Source organism: Microvirga lenta (assembly GCF_020532555.1).
In the GTDB taxonomy this organism is placed as follows: Bacteria; Pseudomonadota; Alphaproteobacteria; order Rhizobiales; family Beijerinckiaceae; genus Microvirga; species Microvirga lenta.
This window is the reverse complement of the sequence record NZ_JAJBBR010000008.1, coordinates 1-23838: the sequence shown is the minus strand read 5'-3', so window position 1 is coordinate 23838 and position 23838 is coordinate 1. Positions and strand designations below refer to the sequence as shown.

11 protein-coding genes are annotated in these 23838 nt (G+C 63.5%); 7 read left to right on the top strand and 4 right to left on the bottom strand.

Annotated elements, in window-relative coordinates:
- Nucleotides 1-182 precede the first annotated feature (182 nt).
- The 3 genes from LGR44_RS12830 to LGR44_RS12820 all read left to right on the top strand — a co-directional run bounded on the left by LGR44_RS12830 (nt 183) and on the right by LGR44_RS12820 (nt 4146).
- A complete protein-coding gene (locus tag LGR44_RS12830) occupies nt 183-1397 on the top strand; it encodes an ABC transporter substrate-binding protein (protein WP_226741096.1) in 1215 nt (404 codons plus the stop codon).
- A gap of 202 nt (nt 1398-1599) precedes the next feature.
- On the top strand, nt 1600-2739 hold the full coding sequence (locus tag LGR44_RS12825) for an iron-containing alcohol dehydrogenase (RefSeq protein ID WP_226741095.1): 1140 nt from the start codon (nt 1600-1602) through the stop codon (nt 2737-2739).
- Between the two features lie 294 nt (nt 2740-3033).
- Nucleotides 3034-4146, top strand: coding sequence for a calcium-binding protein (locus LGR44_RS12820; protein WP_226741094.1), 1113 nt, complete (start codon nt 3034-3036; stop codon nt 4144-4146).
- 122 nt (nt 4147-4268) lie between these two features.
- Here the strand turns inward: LGR44_RS12820 and LGR44_RS12815 are convergent, their stop codons facing one another.
- On the bottom strand, nt 4269-4508 hold the full coding sequence (locus tag LGR44_RS12815) for a hypothetical protein (RefSeq protein WP_226741093.1): 240 nt from the start codon (nt 4506-4508) through the stop codon (nt 4269-4271).
- 336 nt (nt 4509-4844) lie between these two features.
- Between LGR44_RS12815 and LGR44_RS12810 the strand changes: the two genes are divergently transcribed.
- Both LGR44_RS12810 and LGR44_RS12805 read left to right on the top strand, forming a co-directional pair.
- Nucleotides 4845-5228, top strand: a complete 384-nt coding sequence (locus LGR44_RS12810; RefSeq protein ID WP_226741092.1) for a response regulator — start codon at nt 4845-4847, stop codon at nt 5226-5228.
- Entirely contained in the window at nt 5225-5860 is a 636-nt protein-coding gene (locus LGR44_RS12805) for an SGNH/GDSL hydrolase family protein (RefSeq protein WP_226741091.1), read from the top strand. The genes LGR44_RS12810 and LGR44_RS12805 overlap by 4 nt, the downstream gene beginning before the upstream one ends.
- Before the next feature lie 55 nt (nt 5861-5915).
- On the opposite strand, the gene LGR44_RS12800 is transcribed toward LGR44_RS12805, so the two are convergent.
- From LGR44_RS12800 to LGR44_RS12790, 3 genes are all read right to left on the bottom strand, one after another.
- On the bottom strand, nt 5916-6203 hold the full coding sequence (locus tag LGR44_RS12800; RefSeq protein WP_226741090.1) for a hypothetical protein: 288 nt from the start codon (nt 6201-6203) through the stop codon (nt 5916-5918).
- Between the two features lie 244 nt (nt 6204-6447).
- Nucleotides 6448-6738, bottom strand: a complete 291-nt coding sequence (locus LGR44_RS12795; RefSeq protein WP_226741089.1) for a hypothetical protein — start codon at nt 6736-6738, stop codon at nt 6448-6450.
- Between the two features lie 860 nt (nt 6739-7598).
- Nucleotides 7599-8213, bottom strand: a complete 615-nt coding sequence (locus LGR44_RS12790) for an undecaprenyl diphosphate synthase family protein (RefSeq protein ID WP_226741088.1) — start codon at nt 8211-8213, stop codon at nt 7599-7601.
- Nucleotides 8214-8606: 393 nt separating this feature from the next.
- On the opposite strand from LGR44_RS12790, the gene LGR44_RS12785 reads away from it, so the two are divergent.
- Together LGR44_RS12785 and LGR44_RS12780 are read left to right on the top strand one after the other, a co-directional pair.
- Nucleotides 8607-8909 carry a hypothetical protein gene (locus LGR44_RS12785; RefSeq protein ID WP_226741087.1) on the top strand — a complete coding sequence of 101 codons (303 nt, stop codon included), beginning with the start codon at nt 8607-8609 and terminating at the stop codon, nt 8907-8909.
- Between the two features lie 782 nt (nt 8910-9691).
- A partial coding sequence (locus LGR44_RS12780) for a carbohydrate-binding protein (protein ID WP_226741086.1) occupies nt 9692-23838 on the top strand: 14147 nt, incomplete at its 3' end.

Here is a 23838-nt window from a genome sequence, read left to right as displayed (position 1 = left end):
TTTCGTTCATCTGGAGCGTCCCTATGAAGCGCCCCTCTAAAGCAACGAGAACAGAAATTCCTGCTTGTCAGGCAACTTGGTTATCTGCAGTATCGCGGGTGCCGGGAACGTGCCGGCCGGTGCGCCGTGCCGCGCCCGTTCGACAGAAGCCCTGCCCGACAGAGGCTTCAGGGAGGAAACCGATGAAACTCTTTGCAAAGGTGGCGCTCGCCACCACCCTGGCGCTGTCCGCCGCGCCGGCCCTCGCGCAGGAAACCGTCAAGATCGGCGCGCTCTATCCCTTCTCCGGCGGCCTGGCGCTGCTCGGCGACGAGAGCTTCCGCGGCCTCGAGCTCGCGGTCGAGGAGCGCAACGCCAAGGGCGGCCTCAACGGCAAGCCCATCCAGATGATCCGCGGCGACGCGGTCGATCCGAACCAGGCCGTGGGCGAGGCCCGCCGCCTCACCTCCGTCGACAAGGTCAATGCCATCTTCGGCACGTTCTCTTCGTCGCTCGCCATTGCGGCGACGCAGGTGGCGGAGCTGGCGGGAGTGCCGTATTTCGAGCTCGGCGCGATCTCGGACCCGATCACCGAACGCGGCTTCCAGTACACCTTCCGCACCAACCCCACCTCCAAGGATTTCGCCAACCGCATGGTCGATGCGATCTCGGACGCGGTGGCGCCGGCGCTGGGGGTGGACCCGAAGAGCCTGAAGGTCGGCATCATCCATGAGGACTCGCTCTACGGCCAGACCGTGGCCGGGTTCCAGCAGAAGCGGGCGCAGGAGAAGGGGCTGAACCTGGTCGAGACGCTGCCGTACTCGGCCAAGTCGGTGGACCTGACGCCGGTGATCCTGCGGCTGAAGTCGGCGGGCGTGGACGTGGTGCTGCAGACCTCGTACCAGAACGACACGGTGCTGTTCTTCCGCCAGATGAAGGACCAGGGCTTCAAGCCCAAGGCAGCCATCGGCGCCGGTGGCGGTTACTCGCTGCTGGATACGGTGAAAGCGGTCGGTCCTGAGAACATGGAAGGGGCGCTGAACGTGGACTTCACCCAGTACCGCACCAATCCGGCGGCGGCCCCGGGGATCGACGCGTTCGAGAAGAAGTACCAGGCCAAGTACGGCATGCCGCCGCGCTCCGGCCACAGCCTGGCGAACTACATGGGCGCGAACGTGTTCCTGGACGCCATGGCTTCGGCCAAGGACCTGTCGGCGGATGCGATCCGCGAGGCGGTGATGAAGGTGGACGTGCCGGAAGGGACAACGCCGACCGGCTGGGGCGCCAAGTTCAACGAGCAGGGCCAGAACACGCGGGTGAGCCCGTTCCTGATGCAGTGGCAGGGGGGCGAGCTTGTGACGGTGTTCCCGGAGAAGGCGGCCGTGGCCAAGCTGAAGACGGGCGTGGGCGCGAACTGATCCCGTCCTGACCTCTGCCGGCCTCCGCCGCGCATCGCCGCGGAGGCCGGTGCTTCTCCCCATCAATGCCCCAGGGCACGCGGACAGCGCATGATGATGTTCGCCGCACCGGCGGTTTCGAGACCTGTCTGCCGCTCGAAAGCCACCCGTGAACCGAAATCGGCAGTCATGAGAACAGCCAGACAACAGGGGTGAAAACGCCATGGCGGTCATCAACTATATCACCACGATCCAGTTCGATTTCGGTGCCGTCGGCCTCCTCCCGCAGGAATGCGAGCGGGTCGGAATCTCCCGGCCGCTGGTGGTCACGGATGCCGGCGTCAGGGCTGCCGGATTGCTCGACCGCGTCCTGGCGAAACTCGGCAACTCGATCCCGTTTCAGGTGTACGACCAGACGCCTCCCAATCCGACCGAGAGTGCGGCGCGTGATGCGACCGCGATGTACAAGGAGCATGATTGCGACGGGGTGATCGCGGTCGGAGGCGGTTCCCCGATCGATCTGGCAAAAGCCGTTGCCCTTTCCGCGACCCACGAAGGACCATTGCGGACCTATGCGGCGGTCGAAGGCGGCACGGCACGCATCACGCCGAAGGTCGCGCCCGTCATCGCCGTCCCGACGACCGCAGGAACCGGCAGTGAGGTCGGCCGCGGCTCCATGATGATTCTCGACGACGGCCGCAAGACCGGTCTGCTTTCTCCGCACCTCGTGCCGAAATCGGCGATCTGCGATCCCGAGCTGACCTTCGGCCTGCCGCCGCACCTGACCGCCGCGACCGGCATGGACGCCATTTCCCACTGCATCGAGACTTTTCTCGCGCCTGCCTTCAATCCGCCTGCCGACGGGATCGTCCTGGACGGGCTGGAGCGGGGATGGCGCTACATCGCTCAAGCCACGCATGAGCCGGACAATCGCGAGGCGCGTCTCAACATGATGAGCGCGGCCATGCAGGGTGCCATGGCCTTCCAGAAGGGGCTCGGTTGCGTCCACAGCCTCAGCCACTCCATCGGCGCCCTCAATCCGCGCCTGCACCACGGAACCCTGAATGCCGTGCTGCTCCCGGCCGTGATCGAGTTCAATTCATCGGCTCCCACCGTCGTCGCGGACCGGCGGATGGAGCGCATCGCAAGAGCGATGGGGCTGGAGAACGAGGCGGCCGTCACGCCGGCGATCCGGGACATGACGAAGCGCCTCGGCCTTCCGTCCGGCCTGCGTGAGCTCGACATCACGCCCTCCATGTTCCCGCAGATCATCGACGGCGCCCTCAAGGACCACACGCACAAGACCAACCCGCGCGAGGCGACGGCTTCGGACTACGAGGCGATGCTGACCGCCTCCCTCTAGATCCGTCAAAGGCCGGGGCGGCAGAAGCATTGCCCCGGCCCAATCCAGCGCGACCGGGTCAGAGGATCATGCGGGTCCCCCGCGTGCTTTTCTTTTAGGGGTACTGCAAGAACTTTTCCGGAGAATACTTGCTGCGGATAGATCTGCGTATTTTTAGAGTAGTCTCATCTGAGTATTGCCGATACCTCTTTTTGGACGTTGGATAACGCAACATCCATATGCCTCTAATGGTGCAAGGCTTCCTGGCTCATCGTGTGAGCAAGGAAGGCATGAAACGCACATGGTGAGGCGCGCATGGCCACGATTACTCTGACTTATGCCGAGTATACCGCTGCGGCAAAACCGTTCTCGGCGGAAGACGAAGTCATTCTTGCGGATGCCGGCCAGAACATCGACGGCCTGACCCCGGCGCAGCTTGCTGAACTCGGCGCCAACGGTGTCGATGTCATCGACGCCACGAACGACTCGATGTTCCTGTCGACGTCGCAGTACGAAGCCCTGGGAGCAGTGAGGCTTACGGCAGCCGACACCATCGTTCTGGCCGATACCGGCGCCGAACTCGGCACTGGCACCATCGAGCAGATTTCCGGCCTTCTTGCCAGGAACGTCGACCGGATCGACGTTGCGGACAACGTTCTTCCGTTTTCCCTTGCACAGTTGAACGCTCTTCAAGTGCCGCTGTCCCCTGGCGACGTCATCGTACTGACGGACCATGGCTCGACCATCGGCAGTCTCGCGCCGCACCAGTTCGGGGAACTCGCCAGCCGAGGCGTCGTCGGCTTCGACGCCACGAACAATGCGATTTCCTTCACCGAGGCGCAGTTCGCCTCCTTGGGGGCGATGACGCTCTCCTGGGGCGACGTCATCACGAGGACAGGAACGTCGGGCTCCGATACGATGGTCGGCACGGCCTTCGACGACATTCTCGATGGTGGCAGCGGAAACGATACCCTTTGGAGCGGAGTCGGTGCCCACTCCCTGAAGGGCGGAAAAGGAAACGACCGCCTCAATGGCGGTGCTGATAACGACAAGCTCTATGGCGGACACGGCAAGGATGTCATGTCCGGCGGCAAGGGGAAGGACGCCTTCGTCTTCGACACGAAGCCGAACAAGAAAACGAATCTCGATACGATCAAAAGTTACAACGTGCGCGACGATAGCGTTTATCTCGACAACGCGGTCTTCAAGAAACTCGGGAAAGGCTCCGAGACGAAACCAGGCAAGTTGAAATCCGCATTCTTCACTGTCGGAAGCGAGGCCAAGGACAAGAACGACTACCTGTTCTACAACAAGAAGAACGGAATCCTTTACTACGATGCCGACGGTTCCGGCTCGGGACGAGCTGTCGAGATTGCAAAGCTCGACAAGAACCTCAAGATGAGCGCCAAGGAGTTCTTCATCGTCTGACCGCCGGGTGCTCTTCCTCCGTTGAGGACGGGCCCCCATCCTAATTGGAAAAGGCCTGCGCTTCGACCAAGCGCAGGCCTTTCTTCTCGACGACCCTGAAGGCAGGGATCCGGCTCCTCAGCCTAAGCCGCTACGGGAGCTCCGACCGATCCTTCGAGACCGACCGCATAGAGCAGGGCCTCAGATCCTTCGACGAGGTCGTCCTGTTGCGCATCGGCATGCTTGCCGCGAAGGAGCGCAATGGCCTCGCGGGCATAACGCCGAAACTCCTCTTTCAGGATTTCGGGCTCGCGGTCCCAAGAGTGTGCATCATCCTGCGCATCGTAGAACGCACGCGCCACATGCTCGATTGCTGTGTCCATTTCTGCCCCACGTCAGTAATTGATTACTGTTCGAGTTTGCGATGCGAGCGTTTAAGAAGGCTTACTTACTTGTGTGCTTCGCATCAACTTTGCTGTTGCAAGCTTTAGGTTCGCGTCGTGGAGATTCGCAACTTCTCGAAAGGACTATCTCCAAAGGATTAGGACGCAGGGGATGTGAAGGATGTCTTCCCACCACCCGGACGTGCGCGCGGGGCGGTTGAGAAATCCTCTAGCAGGCAACCTCTCATGTCAATCCATTGACACAAAGGGCGGAACCAGGGCGGTTCCGGCTCGGTTGTTGCTCCACGACGCCTGGATGCACCTCTGGAGTAGGCCATGTCTTCGGAATCGCGACAGCCGCCTGTGATCGTTCTCGTCGAGGAGGAGACGACTCAACGGGAGGCGGTGGCTCGGTACCTCGAAGGAGCCGGCTTCGCGGTGATCGAGGCTGAGACCACCGATGTCGCCATGGCTCTCCTCGACGAGCGCTCCGACATCCGTGGAGTTGTCACGGACGCGCATGTTCCCGGAAATGTCGATGGATTCGAGCTGGCTGAGCTGGTTCGCAAACGGTGGCCGACCGTGGCGGTGGTGATGATGTCGGGGCACTCCGATGCAACATCCGGTCCCGTTCCGGAAGGAGGCGAGTTCATCTCCAAGCCCTACCTGCTCAGCCATCTTGCGCCCACACTCGACCGGCTGGTGGGGAGGTCACCGTGAGTCACGTGGTCCTCCTGGGAGATTCCATCTTCGACAACGCGGCCTATGTGCGCCGTGGAGAGCCCGATGTCGTCGCGCAAGTCCGCACCAAGCTTCCGCGGGACTGGCAGGCAACCCTGTGTGCGGTGGATGGCGCCGTGACCCGTGATGTCGACCGTCAGCTCCGCAACGTTCCTGAAAGCGCCAGCCACCTCGTCGTCAGTGCGGGTGGGAACGATGGACTGCGCAATATCGGGGTTCTCCGGGAGGGCGCGCGTTCGGTCGCCGAGGCCATGGGGAGGCTCGCGGATGTGCGGGACGAGTTCGCCCGCGTTTATCGTGACATGGTGGACAAGGTCGCGGAGCGGCGGCTGCCGGTTGCGCTGTGCACTATCTACGATGCGCGCTTTCCCGATCCGCAGGAGCAGCGCCTCGTGGTGACCGGCCTGGCACTCTTCAACGATTGCATCATGCGTGAGGCCTTCGGGAGGCGATTGCCGCTGATCGACCTGCGCCTGCTCTGCAACGAGCCTGACGACTACGCCAACCCTATCGAGCCTTCCGCGAGGGGCGGGGACAAGATCGCTTCTGCGATAGCCCAGGTGGTGGCCGGGAACAGCATTCTTCCACGATCGCAGGTATTTGCCCACTGAACCGCCAGAAGTCGGTCCGGCCTCCTGCGAGGATGCCGTTCACGGAACCTGTCGTTCAGTCCGGATCGCGGATGTCCCTGGGCTGACGGAGCGGGTTTACGGGCGTGGATATTTCCGCCGTCAGCTTGGGGAGTTCCTTCGTCATCCAGGCGACCATCTCGTCCTGCGTCTTCAGATGGTCGGGCATGGGGATGTAGGATTCATAGGATTCGTAGATTCCGACCTGGTCACGAACGCCTGTGATCGGATCGAGGCCGCTGTCCATCTCCGGCGTCACGGCGGCATCTCCGACCCAGAGGATCAGCAGCCAGATCGCTGTGAAGAACCCGGCGACGGGCATCAACAGGGCTATCGTCAAATCCGCAATCAACATCCATCCCCTGAAGGCAGCCGCACCCATTACGGAGGTGGACTAAGCCTTTTGTAAGGTACGGCCTTAGGTGAGGATCGTAGCACGAAGGGCAGGGGGGCGACAAAAAAGAAGCGCCCGTGAAGGCGCTGGAGATCCCGACTCGGCGGGGCCTGGGGGCGGAACAGCCGAACCGGAAAGCGAAAAGGGAGCGAGTTTGAATGCCTGCCGTGTCGACTCAGGCGGCGATCGTTTGATGACGCTGCTGCCCCTGAAGCTGCTCGAGCAGTTTGACATAAGGTTCGCGCCTCGCATGGTGCCGTGACAAAATCACTGCCTGGATGGGCTTCTTCAGGTCATGCGGAACGCGACTCTGGTTCAATTTAAGCAAGTCGGATTCGTACTGCAGATCAATATTCGTCAAAGTGCGCGCTACCCACAGAATCTTCAGGTCCGTTTCTGACAGAAACCCCTTGCGCCCTGCGCTTTGCTTGCCAGAGTGGAGAGGATTGTCTTGGTTGCTGCGCATTGTTCCCTCCGGATCATGGAATCCGTTGAAGAAACATACCTTTCCGATCAGTTAAGGTGCAACGAGCATTCCCTAACAATAGGGGTTAGTTTGAATCTTGCTCCGTGAGTACCTCTTTCGGTGTAGCACCGGCTCATCTGCAAAAGTCGAGGAGTTGGAGCCCCGTCCGACGTCAGGACATCTTGCAGCCAAGATTACCGATGAAGCTGAAGGTTCGAAGTCCAGGAGCCCGGTATGCGTAATCTTGGTCTGTCGCTTGCCATGGTCGTCGCGGCCATCGTGCTGATCCCGTTCCTGATCTTCTTGGCCCACGCGCTGAGCGTGCTTGTTTCCGCCTTGGTGGGTTCATGAGCCGCGTTCCGCGTCAGGATGTATTCGGATCTCATCTCCGGCGGTGTGGCAGAATTGCGCCAGGGTCGTTGAATCGCCCATCGCGACCACCCACCGCATAGGTTGCGGTTTTATTCGCCTGTAGCCCTGCACTCCATCAATGAACAAGCATGCAGGGTAGGGGAATGGAGGGGGTACTGGTCGCTTATCTCGGCGTCGTGATCGCAGTGCTGGCGCTTTCGACGGGGATCAAGGAAGACGAGGGTGTTGGTTTGCGGCACATCCTCATTGCGGCCTTCGGGTGGCCTTTGCTTGCCCCCGTTCTGGCCTGGAGAGCTTGGGCAGCACGCTAGAGAGCGACGCGGGACGGTGCTCTCAGGTCTTCATAATCGGTTAAAATTATTGAGTTGATCGAAGGATGAACGAGGCCGAGACTGGTTATCGGCCGACGGCATTGGTCCTCCCTGAAAGAAACTGAGGCTCCCATGGGGAGCCTCTTTTGTGGGGACGACAGACGGCTGGCGAGGCATTCATCCTCCCAGGGTCTGATCCTGCTTCTTGAACCAGTTGAGCGCCTGATCGAAATGGTGCGGCTTGAAGTCCGGCCAGTAGTCGTCCACGACGTAGAAATCGGCATAAACCGACTGCACCGGAAGGAAGCCGCTCAATCGTCGCCCGCCGCCCCACCGTACGATCAGGTCGAGCCGGGAGACCTCCTCCGAACGGATGCCGCCTTCCTTCAGTCCGGCGAGATCCCACTCCCAATCGTAGTTGATCAGCAGATTGACCTTGGTTCCGCTCCCCTCCCGCGTCCGAAAACACCGCAGCTCATCGGGAAAAAGCGGCGACCTGTCGTGCCCGACGACCAGCAGGGCAGCGCCGCGGCTGGCAACTTCCTGGGCAAACGAAACGCAGGCTGCACGAAACTCCTGGATCTGCGGGGAGGGGCGTTTCGTGTTGTCCTGGGTGAAGCCGTAAATCGAGATCTCCGGAATCCCGAGTTTCCTGCACATGTCGAACAGGACCAGGCCCGGATCAACCCCGAAGCGGTAGCCTTGATCCTTGGTCAGCCCGCGGCCGACGGCCCAGCGCCGGTTGCCATCGGGAATGAAACCAACATGTTTCGGCAGCGATCCTTTAGCCATGGCGGATTGTGAGACCATCCTGCGGTTCGAAAAATAACCTGGGTTATTCTTGCCTCGAAGGTAAGTCACCCGAAAGGGTGATAACCCTCAGGATCTGGGCCGCCCCGCTCCAAAGTCAAATACTCCGGTCGCGACCATTGGGAGCTTTTTGCCGGCGTCGTGCTGCCAACTCGCCAGAGGAGCGGCTGGAGGAGATACGATCCGGCTGCCGCGCCTCGGCCGCTCGGCTCCTGCTCAGTTCGTCGATCGCCGCCTGGAGAGCGCAGCCAGAACACACATTCGTGAGGGCTGATCCCTCCCGCCGTCGACCCGAGGAGGTCAACGGAGCTTTTTCTTCATTCGGGCGTTAGCCGGACGCCAAGGGATTATTGCGGGCAAACGCAAGGAATTGACATGATCCGCCGATCCCTTCCTTCGGCCCTGGTGTTTGGTGCCTTGGTCGCGTTCGCCTCCTCGCCGGTCTCTGCCCAGACGTCATGCGGCCCCCGAGATCAGCTCGTGAAGGTCCTGTCCGAGCAGTACAAGGAAAGCCCTGTGAGCATAGGCCTGGCGCAGCCGGGGCGAGTCGTGGAGGTTTTCGCCTCGTCCAGCGGAACGTGGTCGATGGTGATGACCATGCCGAACGGCACGGCCTGCATGATCGCGGCCGGCGAGAATTGGGAAATGCTGAGCAGGGTCAAAGGCACGGGCATCTGAAGCCACGGTCTATCGGCTCGATTCCCTTGCCGAATCTCCAGCGGCCCAACGAGCGACCTTTCGATGAGCGGAGGCCGGGTGCTGTTCCGTTTCCGCCTCAATCCCGCAACCGCTTGTTCCCAGTGTCGCACAGATCGGCCCAGCCGGGACCTGCCGACATCAGACCATCGTCCGATTAGACTTTATCCTCATTGCGTCGCGTGTCCGTTTGAAGGCGGGCCGCTCCTGGTGGAGCCCGTACGACCTGACAGCGGCCGGGGAGAAAGGCGCTGGCCGAAATATTCCCGGCGATCCACTGTTCGACAGACAAAAAGCCAAAATGTCGCACGTCAGACCAAGGTCTGACAAAGATCAGACTATCGTCGTGCAAAATGAAGCCTTCAGTCCGTATAGTTAACGCTTCCTCCGTGCCGTAACGTCACCAAGACTTTGATGATGTTACATCGAAATTGAGCGCGGAGACATCAGTGACTAAGCTGAATTGGTATATGTCCCTATGCACTTTCGAGGTGCAGCGTAATTACCAAAACTCGAATTTATCTGAACGGTTTCTGCTCGCCGGCTTTTCTCACTGTTCGATAAGCCCGGCTGGAGCCGCCGATCCCCCACCTCATCAAGTCGCGAGCTGCCATCTGGCATAGCCGCGACCGATCTGCGCCGAGCGCAACCAGCCTCATCCGCTGCGCCCGAAAGCGAGTGCGCGCGGAAGCCGCTGGAACCACCCGAATTCTGATCCCCAGAACTCCTCAATCCGAGCTTTCCCAACTTAAGGCGACACGGCCATGGACACGATCTATCTGCAAGCTGAAGACCTGACGATCATTCCGGACGGCAACACCAGCACGACCGACGATACCCTGGTCAGAACGAGGACAGCGAACCAGGAACGCACGCAGTCTCAGTTGCCGGAGGCCGGGTTCGATGAGTACGGTCTGCGCAACGGCTATACCGGCGAGGGTTATTTCGACATCAACGGCACGACCACGGGCGTAAGAGCCACGTTCGAGCTCAATCTTCCCGCCGGCACCTACGACATCCATTTGCGTGTCGCGAACGGCGCGACCGGCACTGCGACCAGTGCTGCCTTCAACCGTCCGATTGCCATCGCGGTGGACGGTCAGCAGCAGGGGGCGGCCCAGAACACGAATACCGGAGGATTCGACATCTGGCAGGTGCGGACCTTCCAGGTGACACTCACGGGAGACGGTCCTCACACGATCGGCATCATGCAGATGTCCGGGGCCGGACAGTACGCCCCCAACATCGATGTCATCGCCGTCACCGATCCGGGCAAGACGGAGACCTTCGACGCCCTCACCGACTTCTCGGCCGATGCGGACGGAAATCTCGCCGTCATTCCGGTCGACAGCATCCTGAACTCCACCGAGGTCGGTGCCGCCGAGTTCCGTCTCTACGGCGTCGATGCCGACTCGACGACGTTCGAAATCAGCTTCGACGGCGGCACGACGCGCACACCCGTTACCGCAGTCGATGAGGGCAACGGCACCTATCTGGTGACTGTCAGTGCAGCGGATGTGCCGGCGGGTTCGGCTCAGGCGACGGTGTTCATCACCGACGATGCAGGAAACGAGGTCCAGAAGGCCGTCGGCTTCACCATTCTTGCGGACAATGGAGCCGCCCGCGTTTCGCTGGTGATCCAGGCCGAGGACAGCGCGAGCGTGACCGTACAGGACACCGGCGTGAACACCAACGGTGACTTCACCCGCGTGGTCGATGCCGCCAACCCCGATGCCTTCGGAAACTTCCGAACCGGCGCAGTAGGCGGCGCCTACATGGACTTCGGCAGCAATACGGGCGACGCCATCACGGTCAACGTCAATGCTCCCGTGGCCGGCACCTATCTCGTGACCTTCCGCTACGCAAATGGCGGTGACGCCGACCGTCCGCTCAACCTGTCGCTCAACGGCGCGGAGCCGATGTCGGTCAGCTTCCTCCCCGGTCCCATCGTGGGGACCGGAACGACTGCGAATGCCTGGAGCTCGTGGGTCGAGAAGACCGTGGAGCTGGACCTTGCCGCCGGCGCCAACACGATCCAGCTCAGCATTCCCGCAGGCATTAACAACGGCCCCAACATCGATCAGATTACCCTCGACCTCTTCGAGGCGGCTGCGGTTCCCGACACGACCGCCGATGAGGGGGACGATCTCAGCTTCACGGGACCGTCCGAGGCCGTTTCGACCGAGGCGGCGGGTGCCGTGGTGTTCGGCGTGGCCGGCCTGGACGGCGACATCGTGAAGGTCGAGGCCAGCCTCGATGGCGGCTTGAGCCGCATTGAGGTGCCGGTCACGAACGGGCAGGTCACTCTGGACCTCTCGGCGCTGCCGGAAGGCCCGGCGACGATCGCGTTCTATGCCACCGACGCCGCTGGAAACGTGGCGACGGAGAGCATCACGGTCACCATGGCGGCTGCTCCCGATACCGGCGCTGGGCCCGTATCGGTGACGTTCGAGAATGTGACTTCCTATGCCGGCAGCCAGGACAGCCCCTTCGGAGCCCCTGGTTTCGTCGTGTCCGACAATGGCGCGACGCTGGCCCTGAACGACAACCTGTGGAAGCGCGTTGCGCTGACGGAAGGCTATGCGATCACCGCCGACACCAAGATCGTCCTCGATCTTGCCATCGGCGCCAATATGCCGGAAATCGTCGCGGTCGGCTTCGACCTGGACGAGAACGCCTTCGACGGGGATCGGTCGATCTACCAGCTCGGCGGGTCGCAGACGCAGGCGGGCTTCATCGATCTGCGCAGCTCCGGCCAGCCGAACGAGAACGGAACGGTCCGCTACACCATCGATCTCGGCGCCCATGCCGGCACCACGATCAACTCGCTCGTGTTCATCAGCGACGACGACACCCGCACGCCTCTCGGTTCCGCGACGTTCTCGAATGTCCAGCTCGTCGAAAGCGTCGACGAGACCCCCGGCAACGTCGCGCCTGAAGTGGTCGGAGGCGGTATCGCCGACATCGTCGTTTCCGAGGGCGGCGCCGTTGAGATCGACCTGCCGTTCGTGGACCGGAACAACGACCCGCTCACCTATGCCTTCACGATCACGAAGGACGGTGCCGGGGTCCCAGGTGTCGACGGTCTTTCGATCAGCGGAAACGTGCTGAGCGGAACGGTGTCCGGCCTCGATGTCGGCGCCTATGTGATCACCGTATCGGCCAGCGACGGCACGGAGACGACGAGCACGTCCTTCGACCTCACGGTCGAGAACGTGAACGATGCTCCGGTTGCCGCCGACGTGGCTCTGGAGCCCTATTTCGGTGAGGCCGGCCAAGCCTTCGACGGGTTGGATCTCGGCTCCCTGCGCGGCTTCTTCAGCGATCCGGATGGGGACGAGCTCACCCTGTCGGTCGAGGGGCTGCCCGAGGGGCTCTCCGTGAACGAGGAGGGCGTGATCGTCGGCACACCGACGGAGGCAGGAGCGTTCTCCGTCATCGTCCGCGCGACCGATGCCGGCGGTCTCTCCGACACGATCACGCTGCAGTTCAACATCGACGGCCCCACCGTCGGTGACGTGGTGAGCGTCGAGGCGGAGGCCTTTACCGGCCTTGCCAGCGCTACGAACTTCTACATGACGGCGGCCGCTCCGGCTTCCGGCAGCCAGCTGATCCGTCTGAACGACAACCAGAGCGGAGAGGTCTCCACGAATCTCGGCGCCAATGGGCTCACGGCCGGCTGGTACATGGTGAGCGTCGTCGCCTTCGATGAGACGGACGGGCAGGGCACTCTGTCGCTGAAGATCGGCGACACGGTCCTCCAGGCCCGCAACACGGCCACCGACGAACTCACCGGGACGGTGGTTCTGAACGACCAGTTCGGGAGCTTCCTCAACGGCGGCACCCGTGGCAACGCAGCCCAGACGGGCAACCTGAAGTCCATCGCTTTCGAAACGCCCGTCTTCATCGATGCGCAGACCATTGCCACGCTATCGGCGCAGACCAATGCCGGTGAGGTGATGCGCATCGACCGCCTGGTCTTCACCCGGATCGAGGAGCCGGTGAATGCGGCTCCCGCCATAGGCGGGCTGGCCGAGGCCATCGCCATCGACGAGAACGGGACGAGCGTCGCCACGGTCACGATCTCCGATCCGGAGAACGACGCCGTCACGGTAACTCTGGAAGGCGCTGATGCGGCGCTCTTCAGCTACGATCAGGAGACCGGCGCGCTTAGCTTCGTGTCGGCACCCGACGCCGAGGCACCGGCGGATTCGGATGGGAACGGCAGCTACGAGGTGACGGTCTCCGTCAACGACGGCAGCAATACCGTTTCTCAGAATGTCGTCGTCACCGTTGCGGACATCAATGAGAGCATCGCCATCGGCGAAACCGCTTTCTCGGTGGCCGAGGGGTCCACTGCGGCCGGTTCGGTCTCGCTGACCGACGAGGACGGTGGATCCGCCGGGCTCGCCTCGCCGGTCTTCGCCATTACGGGAGGCGCCGACGCGGACAGGTTCGTCATCGACGCCGCGACCGGCGCACTGTCCTTCAAGGACTCCCCCGACTATGAGGCGCCCGTGGATGCGGACGGAAACAACGCCTATGAGGTCGAGGTCACTGCGACCGATGGCGGCCTCGAAGACGTCAAGACCGCAACGGTCACCGTGACCAATGTGGACGAGGCGGCCTTCACACCCATCACGATCCAGGCCGAAGCCGGCAGCATCAGCCTGATCGGCGACGCGGTGACGACGGACGACGACACGATGGTCCGCGACCCCGACAACCCGGAGAACAACCCCGCCCTTCCGAACGGCCTGCGTCCCGGCTTCACCGGTACGGGCTATCTGGATTTCGGCAACGATGCGGGAGACACCGTCACCTACACCGTCACCGTTGCCCAGGCCGGCCAGTACGATCTGAACGTCCGCTATGCGTCGCAGGCTTTTGCCGGCGCTCCGCGGGCTCTGGATATCGGCATCAACGGTGCCAGCCTCGGCACCACCACCTTCCCGGATACGGGGCCGAGCAGCGGCCCGACGGAGCTTCAGGGCTTCAACGTCTGGCAGCTCCTGACGCAGACGGTGACTCTGACCGCAGGGGTCAACACGATCACCTTCGCGATCCCTGCCGGAGCCACGGCGGGACCGAACCTCGACCGCATCGAGATCACGCAGGCCGGAACCGGCCCGATCGGTTCCGATACCTCCGCGGATGAGGATGGGAACCTCTTCCTCGACGCGCCGGACGGTGAATTGAACGAGGCGGGCGCCGCCTCCATCAACTTCAACATCGCAGGCGTCGATGCGGACGTGACGAAGGTCGAGATCAGCTTCGACGGCGGCGTCACCCGCACGGACATCACGGGTCTTCCGGATGCCGACGGTGACTTCGTCTTCGACGGTTCCGCACTGCCTCCGGGCGTGACGACGGTGACCGTGATCGTGACCGACGAAGCCGGCAACGAAGCCGAGGCGACCGCCGATGTCACGATCGCCGGCGCCACTGCCGCGCCGTTCACGATCCAGGCCGAGGATGCCGCGAGCGTGACGGTGCAGGATACCGGTGTGCCCACCAACGGCGACTTCACGCGTGTCGTGGACCAGGCCAATCCCGATGCCTTCGGCAACTACCGCACCGGAGCCGTCGATGGGGCCTACATGGACTTCGGCAGCAACCCTGGCGACGCCATCACCATCAATGTCAATGCTCCGGCGGCCGGCACCTATCTCGTGACGTTCCGCTATGCCAATGGCGGGGCTACGGACCGTCCGCTCGATCTGTCGCTCAACGGCGGTGCGGCCACTTCCGTGAGCTTCGTGCCCGGTCCTGTGGTCGGCACGGGCGCGGACGCCACAGCCTGGAACTCCTGGGTCGAGAAGACCGTGGAGCTGAACCTGTCGGCAGGCGCGAATGCGATCAAGCTCGCCATTCCGGCGGGAGGCAACAACGGCCCCAATATCGACCAGATCACTTTTGCGCCGCAGAATGGCGGTCCCACCGATCCGGAGCCGTTCACCCTCACCATCGAGGCGGAGACCTTCACCCCCGTCGATACCTCGGGAACGGGCAACCAGATCACCCAGGGGAGGACCGCGGACAATCCCGAGCCGAATGCTCCGCTGGCTCGCGACGCCAACTCCGACGGCCTGTGGGATGGTTTCACGGGCGCCGGTTACCTCGATATGGGCGCCCAGGTCGGGGATGCGGCGACCTTCACGGTCAATGCGCCCGAGGCAGGCACCTATACCTTCACCTTCCGCTACTCCAATGGCGGCGGCGGCACCAACGGTGACCGGCCGATGTCGCTGACGGTCGGCGGCCAGACGAAGACGGTGTCGTTCCCGGGTACCGGCGTGGACGGCTGGGACAACTGGCAGACGGCGACCGTCGAGGTGCAGCTCTCTGCCGGCGTGAACACCGTCTCGATCGCCAATACGGTGACGAACGGGCCGAACATCGACAATGTCACGATCAGTCGCGATACCCAGGGGCCGGTCGACCCCCGCGAGCAGATGACCTTCCAGGAGGTGGTCAAGATCAACTTCGAGCCGGCCCCGTCCCAGACGACGCAGGGCCTGCCGACCGGCTACAGCACGCCGACCGGTTATCTGGCGGATATCGGCGCGGCCTTCGGTGATCGGGGCAACGGCTTCAGCTACGGCTGGGTGACCGAGGCCAGCGTCGCGGACGGAACTGCCAACGGCACCATTGCCGCGGCCCAGCCGGCCAATGCGCACTGGTACAAGAGCACCGTCACCGGAGCGTCCGATCTGCAGAAGACCTACGCTCACTTCGAGTATCCGGGGGCCGGTGTATCCGGCTCGCGGGCATGGGAGATGTCGCTGGCGAACGGTACCTATCAGGTGACCATGTCGGTCGGCGATACGGCCGGCGCCTTCGACAGCAATTACGTCGTCGACGTCGAGGGGCAGAGGTTCGGCCAGAGCTGGGTGCCGGCCAATCCGGTCGACGGCTCCCTGAGCGGAGGCGGCTTCCGCTCCACCCTCGTCACCGGCATCGTGCATGTGACGGACGGGCGCCTGACCATCGACTCCATCGGCGGCACAAATACCGAGATCCAGTATCTGGAAGTCGAACGTGTGCCGGACCTGACCCCCAACGACGACCGGCCCGCCGATCTCGACTACTCCTACTTCACCTCGCCGGTCGCAGCCTACCTCAACGACCAGGTCCCGATCTCCATCGGGTCGGACGGAGCGCTGCCGGTGGGCATCAACCCGCTGTCCAGCCTCGTCGTCGGCGTGAACGTCCAGGCGCCGAACCATCGCGGGCCGAACATCGCGCATGTGGAGAACATCAAGCTGGTCGAGACGCTCACCGGCCAGGAAGTCGCCATCGACGTTCAGATCAGCGGTGGCGCCGACTCCTTGACCATCCGACCGCTCCAGCCGCTGAAGGAGAACACGAGCTACACGCTCAAGGTCCAAGACGTCCTCGATCTGGGTAGCATCACCGACGGTACGGCGCCGCTGCACCAGATGCAGGACATGACGACGACCTTTGTCACCGGGGAAGCGCCGGAAGAGGTTGCCCGGGATGTGGCGTTCACGACCCAGACCCTGCTCGACGGCTTCGCCGACGGGGCCGGGGGCTACACCTCCATCGAGTTCGGTCCCGACGGCAAGCTCTATGTGGCCACTATCACGGGCGAGATCTATCGCTGGGCGGTCAATGCCGACGGGACGATCGACAAGGCGTCCCAGGAGAGCCTGATCCACGAGTATTTCGCCCAGGCCGACGGAGACCGGCGCGGTATCGTCGGGTTCACCTTCGATCCGGAGGATCCGAATACGATCTGGATCTCGAACAACTACGCAATCCCGCGCGAGAACAAGGCCTTCGACACGCCCGAGTTCTCGGGGCGTATCAGCAAGATCACCCTCGGGCCGAACGGTTCGTTCACGGGGGCCACGATCGAGACCTATATCGACGGCCTGCCGCGCTCGGGCGGCGACCACCTCACCAACAGCCTGGAGTTCCGCGTCAATCCCAATGCCGGCCAGGCGGGTGAGCCGAACTACCTGCTCTACGTGTCCCAGGGCTCGAACTCGGCCGCCGGTGCTGCCGACAATGCCTGGGGCAATCGCCCCGAGCGTCTGCTGAATGCGGCTGTCCTCGAAATCGATCCGACCCGCGATGCACCTCCCGGTGGCTTCAACGTGCGGACCGAGCCGGTCACGGCGCCCACGACGGTCAACCCCGCCGCGAACTTCAATGCCGACGGAACCTATCCGGGCTTCTACAATCCCTATGCTGCGGATGCGGTTTTGAAGATCTTCGCCACGGGCGTCCGTAACGCCTACGATCTCGTCTGGCACTCGAACGGGCAGCTCTACATGCCGACCAACGGAACGGCCTCCGGCGGCAAGACGCCGGACGACCCGACCCAGGCCGGCAGCCAGGTGATCAACAACTCACCGAAGCAGTACGACTACTTCTTCACGGTCGAGGAGGGCAAATATTACGGCCACCCGAACGTCCTGCGCGACGAGTACGTGCTCAACGGCGGCAATCCGACCGGAGGCATCGACCCGAACGAGGTGACCGACGGCAAGGACGGCAACCCGAACACCGACGGTTACGATCCGGGCGTCCAGCCTGATCCGAACTACGACCTCGATGGCACCTACAACCTCGGCTACAACCAGTCGCCGAACGGAGCCATCGAGTACAAGGGCGCCGCCTTCGGATCCAACCTCAAGGGTGCGATCCTGTTCGCCCAGTTCTCCGCCGGCGACAACGTCCGTGCGATCCTGGTCGACCAGCAGGGCAACATCGTCGGCGACGACGTGCTGCGCCGTCCGGACGGATCCGTCATCAACAACTACATCGATCCGCTCGACATCATCGAGAACCCGGTCACGGGCCAGCTCTACCTCATGACGCTGAACCGCGGCACGGGAGCGAGCCAGCTCGTCCTCCTCACGCCGGCTCCGGGCGGCGTGACCCAGGATCTGACGGCGGACGAGGGTGGCAATCTTGCGCTTACCGTCGTCGACGTCAGCGATCCCGCCAGCGCCATCTTCCAGATCGGCGGGCTCGATACGGACATCACTGCGATCCGCATCAGCTTCAACGGCGGAGCTCCGCAGACGGTGCTGCTCGACTCGCAGAACCGCTTCACGGTCGATCTGGGCGACCTGACCGGCCCGGTGACGGCGCAGATCGAGGTCACTGACGATGCGCTCAACCGCGCGACGGCCAGTGCCACCTTCACGCCGGGACAGGAGCCCAACCCCCAGCCCACGGATCTCGTCTCTCTCGTGACGATCCAGGCCGAGGACAACACGCCCGGAGACGGCACCTCCGTGTCGATCCCCGGGGCTCCGGCTGAAATCCAGATCCGCACCGCCGCCAACCCGGAGACGGGCACCAGCGGCCTCGTCGGCGGCCTCCGTCCGGGCGCCTTCGGCCTCGACGGCAACACGAACAATGCGGATGGCGTGCCTGGCGGCTATGCGGATTTCGGCGCAAGCAACGCCGATTTCCTGACCTTCAACTTCGAGGTTCCTTCCGATCAGGCGGGCGCCGGCGTGGTGAAGGTCCGCTACGGCAACGGCGGAACCACCGACCGGCCTCTGGAAGTGTTCGTCAACGGGGCCAGCATCGGCACCTTCGGCTTCAGCCCGCCTGCCGGGGTGACCGGAGATGCCGCATGGGCCACCTGGCAGACGCTCGACATCCCCATGAACCTCGTGGCGGGGCTCAACACCGTCACGTTCCGGGCCACGGCGAATACCGGACCGAACATCGATCAGATCGAGGTTCTGGTGCCGCCGGTCACGCAGCAGCCGACCGAATTCAGCTTCTACGAGGCTGAAAACGCGACGCTGAACGGCGCGGTGGTCGTCACGGAGAACCGCAACCAGGAGGGAACGGGCTTCGTCGACTTCAATGGGACCACCGATCAGTCGATCACCTGGACGGTGAATTCGGCCCAGGCGGGAGCGTTCGAAATCGCGTTCCGGTATGCCCTGGCCGCCAGCAAGGCGGATCGGCCCCTGAACCTGACCGTCAACGGAGTGGATCTCGGACCGATCAACTTCGAGGGCTTCAGCAACGATGCCGAAACCGAGTGGCAGTTCCAGTCGACCATGGTCAACCTCGTCGCCGGCAACAACACGATCACGCTGACGGCTCCGAACGCGGTCGGACCGAACATCGACCAGCTGCGCGTCGCCAATGCGGGCACCACGCCCTTCGATCCCGACTATGTCGCGGTCACAGGGGAGACCCGCATCGAGCTCGAGCAGACGGCGGACAACTCGACCCGCACCCTCAACAGTCAGGCGGTGGAGTTCTTCTTCACCGTCGCCGAGGACGGCACCTATGCGCTCGACCTCGCAGCCAATGCGGGGGCGCCGAACGGGCAGGGGCTCACCCTCTATCTCAACGGCGTGATCGTCGAGAACCTGGCCTTCCCGGGCACTGGTACGGCGGGCGAAAGCACGGCCTTCCTGCAGCTGGAAGCCGGGACGCAGTACCAGCTGCGTGTCGTCTCCAACGCTCCGGGAGCCAGCGCCATCGACTATCTCGACGTGCGGCCGGTGGCCAGCGACGTCAATGCCGACATCGCCATCCAGAGCCTCGACCCGGCCTACTTCGACAACAGGCTCCACTTCAGCTACCTGGAGGATCCGAACGCCGTCGACCCGAATGCAGCCGACCGCGACTTCAAGGACAGCGGCACCATCCGGATCACCAATACCGGAACGGCTCCCCTGTCGGTGATCGATGCCGAGATCACGGGTCCCTTCGTGCTCGCCAACCCGGCGATCTTCGAAGGGCTCACCCTCGCGGCCGGTCAGTCGATCGAGGTGACGGTCCTGTTCAACCGGGCCGCCTATACCCCGCCGACGTCCAACGTCGATGCCACGTCGACCGTGTTCGAAGGGTCGATCCGCCTCGTCACCAACGATGCCGACACCCCCGTCTCCACCATCGACCTGGCAGGCTTCTGGCAGTCGCGGGACGAGGGCGGTCACGAGCCGAACGTCAATGAGGTCTGGAAGATCTTCGGCTTCGGCAATGTGATCGAGGGTCTCACCACCCGCGGCGGCGGCGAGAACTCGACGCTGAGCACCAACGACGTCTTCGCCAAGACCGATCCGACGGAGGTGCTCTCGCCCTACTGGAAGCTCGCGGACGGCGTCACGGAGGCCAAGATCACCCACATCGCTGCCTTCCACGGCACGGGCGGGGCGACCATCCACCTCCACAACCCCAACAACAAGGGCTCCAACATCCAGCTCTGGAACCACGAAGGGACCGACAACCAGCGCCTGCTGCCCAATGCCGGCAATGACAGCACCTTTGCGACGCGCACCTTCACCCGGAACGACATTCCGGACGGGTGGACCGGCAACGACATGTTCGGCATCTCGGTGGCGGGCCTGTCGACCGATCCGCGGCTCAACCCGACGGGCGGCGTGGTCGTGCCGGGGGCTCAGCAGGGGCACACGGTGAAGATGTTCCAGGCGCTGGATGCGAATGGAAACGTGATCCCCAACGTGTATCTCGGCATCATGGACTACACGGGCATCAACTACGACTACAATGACAACATGTTCGTCATTGAAGGTGTTGCCCCGGTCGGGTTCGGCCAGAGCGTGGTGTTGCGCGGTCTGGACGATGCGGCGGCGGACGAGCGTCTCGTCTTCACCAACATCGAGAACCCGGTCAATGCCTCGCAGGCCTTCCGTAACGAAGCGACGTTCACGATCACCAATGACGGCTTTGCCCCGCTGACCATCGAAAGCATCACCACGGGCAATCCGGCCTTTGAGATCGTCGGAACGGCTCCCACCTCGATTGCGGCGGGCGCCAGCGCAACCGTCACGGTCCGCTTCATCGGGACCCATGCCGGAACGGGCAGCGGCGCCGACCTCTACAAGTCGACGCTCACCATCCGGTCCAACGATGTGAACCAGCCCGAGAAGGTGATCCAGCTCGCCGGTCTGGCCCAGGAGTTCTCGGAGAACAACTCCGAACCCACCGTGGCCCAGATCGTCGAAGCCTTCGGTTACGGGACCGACGTGGCGCAGGGTGAGCTGGCAGGCGGAGGCGTGGTCGAGACCATCGGGGACGAGGTTCTGCTGCCTTATCTCCAGCGGCTCGACGGCACCAAGCCGATCGAGGTCATCCAGCTCGCGGCCTTCCTGAACCAGGGCAACGTGGCTCGCCTGGGCTTCCACGGCCTCGAGTCCTCGCAGGTCACCCAGCTTTTCGCCAACGACGACCAGCAGGGTCAGACGATCCTGCCGGATCAGCTCCTGGCGGGTGCGGGATCGGGGGCGAACGTCGCCCGGGCGACGATCAACCACAACAATCCGTTCGGCCTTTACATCTCCGTGGACGGCCGTCCGACCTACGCGTCCTGGTCCGATCCGGAAGCCAACAAGATCGACCCGAACTTCGGGCATCTCGTCGGCGACAACCAGGGCCACCTGATCCGCTTCTTCCAGGCGCTGGATGCGAACGGAAACGCGATCGAGGGCACCTATATCGGCATCCAGGATTACCCGGGCGCCGGAAACTACGACTACAACGACCACATGTTCGTCATCAAAAACGTCAAGGGTTACGACCTGACCACGGCCAACGATGCGAACAACAATGACGTCAACGATGCGCTCGAGCTCGACGCTGACGCCGATGGCACGGTCAACTTCTTCGATCCGACCACGAACCCCGATCCGGGCGACGGCGGATTGGAGAAGGGCGACTACGTCACCGGCGTGAACTTCGGGGGAGGAGCCATCGCGAACGATCCCGTCCTGGGCGTCGCTCTCCAGGCGCAGTCCAGCATCTCGGTTACCGGGTCGGTCAATCCGGCTGCCGGGACGGACAGCGCCAGCAACCCGAACGGAGCGAATGCCGTCGCAGGATCCGCCTTCAAGACGTACGAGGACGGCACCAGCTGGAATGCCGCGATCAACGTCGCGAACGGGACCTACGTGGTCGTTCTCCACACCCAGGAGACCTACTGGAACCAGGCCGGTATGCGCCAGTTCGACATATCGGTGAACGGCAGCCTTGTCGCTGACGACCTGGATGTCTTCGCCGAAGTCGGCGGCGACACGCCCTACGCGGTCGAGACACTCGTCACCGTCACGAACGGCGTGATCTCCATTGCCCTCGACTCCACCGGGCCGGACGGGATCGACAATGCGGCACTCAACGCCGTGACCGTGTACAAGTACGCGGGTGCCGGCGGCGGCGGCCAAACCCCGTTTACGGGCACGGCCATCGCAGTGGGGGCCGATCCGATCGTGATAGACGCCACCAAGTTCGACCTTGGCGGTCAGGGTGTCGCCTACAACGACACCACGCCGACCACGGACGAGGGCGGCACGGCCGGGCGCAACGAGGGTGTCGACATCGTCGGCAACAACTCTGCCATCGGCTGGATCGCCAACGGGGAATGGGTGGAATACACCATCAACGTGGCTCAGGCCGGCACCTACGACCTGTCGTTCCTGTCGGCTCTGGGGGCGCAGGGCGGCACGGCCCGCTCGATCACGGCCACGTTCGAGAAGGGCGGCACGGTCTACGAGACGGCCACTCCGGTGGGGGTGGGCTTCACCGGCGGCTGGTCGACGTTCCAGCAGACCGGGAAGGTGCAGGTCGATCTGGAGGCGGGCGTGCAGACCGTGCGCCTGGCCTTCAGCGGCGGCTCCATGGATCTCAAGTCCTTCACCCTCGACAAGACGAACGTCGCGCCGGTCGTGGGTCAGGCCGTGGGAGCCCAGACGGCCACCCAAGGCCAGACCTTCAACTTCGCCCTTCCGGCGAATACGTTCACCGATAGCGATGGCGACGCGCTGACCTATACGGCCAGCGGCCTGCCGCAAGGTCTCTCGATCACGCCGGCCGGCGTGATCAGCGGGACGCCGGCGGCAGCGGGCACCTTCGATATCACGGTGACCGCGTCGGATGGTGCGGCCAGTGCGGCAACCACCTTCAACCTGACCGTTGCGCCCCCCACATCGACCCCGACCCAGCAGCCTTATGGCGGGACGGCGCCGAGCTTCGTCAACGGCTCGCTGACGGTGGACGCCTCCAACTTCGACCAGGGAGGGCAGGGCGTCGCCTACAACGACAATGCCGGCAAGGACGGCGGCACCGGCTTCCGGCCGGGCGATGCGGTCGAGTTCGTCGGAGCTCAGAACGACATCGGCTATGTCCGTCCGGGCGAGTGGGTGGAGTACACCGTCAACGTACCCCAGAGCGGCACCTACAAGCTCAGCCTCATGGCCAAGACGCCGCTCGGCAATGCCACGGTGGCCGTCTCGCTAGGCAACGGAACGCCTCTGGCGACCGTGGCCCTGCAGGACGGAGGGACGAGCTTCGGCAACGCGCCGTTCCAGGCCACCGCTCCGGTAGAGCTGACCCTGCCGGCGGGGCAGCAGACCATCCGCTTGGCCTTCAACGGCACGCCGGAGGGAAGCTCGCCCTATATTCTGGACCTGCGCTCCTTCACCTTCGACTACGTGCCGCCGCCGGCCAATCAGCAGGCGCCGTTCAGCGGCACGGCCATCGCAGTGGGGGCCGATCCGGTTCTGGTGGACGCCACCAAGTTCGACCTTGGCGGTCAGGGTGTTGCCTACAACGACACCACGCCGACCACGGACGAGGGTGGCACGGCCGGGCGCAACGAGGGTGTCGACATCGTCGGCAACAACTCTGCCATCGGCTGGATCGCCAACGGGGAATGGGTGGAATACACCATCAACGTGGCTCAGGCCGGCACCTACGACCTGTCGTTCCTGTCGGCTCTGGGGGCGCAGGGCGGCACGGCCCGCTCGATCACGGCCACGTTCGAGAAGGGCGGCACGGTCTACGAGACGGCCACTCCGGTGGGGGTGGGCTTCACCGGCGGCTGGTCGACGTTCCAGCAGACCGGGAAGGTGCAGGTCGATCTGGAGGCGGGCGTGCAGACCGTGCG

Coding starts and splice junctions, on each gene's coding strand:
- LGR44_RS12830 (WP_226741096.1), top strand. CDS start 183: ATGAAACTCTTTGCAAAGGTGGCGCTCGCCACCACCCTGGCGCTGTCC.
- LGR44_RS12825 (WP_226741095.1), top strand. CDS start 1,600: ATGGCGGTCATCAACTATATCACCACGATCCAGTTCGATTTCGGTGCC.
- LGR44_RS12820 (WP_226741094.1), top strand. CDS start 3,034: ATGGCCACGATTACTCTGACTTATGCCGAGTATACCGCTGCGGCAAAA.
- LGR44_RS12815 (WP_226741093.1), bottom strand. CDS start 4,508: ATGGACACAGCAATCGAGCATGTGGCGCGTGCGTTCTACGATGCGCAG.
- LGR44_RS12810 (WP_226741092.1), top strand. CDS start 4,845: ATGTCTTCGGAATCGCGACAGCCGCCTGTGATCGTTCTCGTCGAGGAG.
- LGR44_RS12795 (WP_226741089.1), bottom strand. CDS start 6,738: ATGCGCAGCAACCAAGACAATCCTCTCCACTCTGGCAAGCAAAGCGCA.
- LGR44_RS12790 (WP_226741088.1), bottom strand. CDS start 8,213: ATGGCTAAAGGATCGCTGCCGAAACATGTTGGTTTCATTCCCGATGGC.
- LGR44_RS12785 (WP_226741087.1), top strand. CDS start 8,607: ATGATCCGCCGATCCCTTCCTTCGGCCCTGGTGTTTGGTGCCTTGGTC.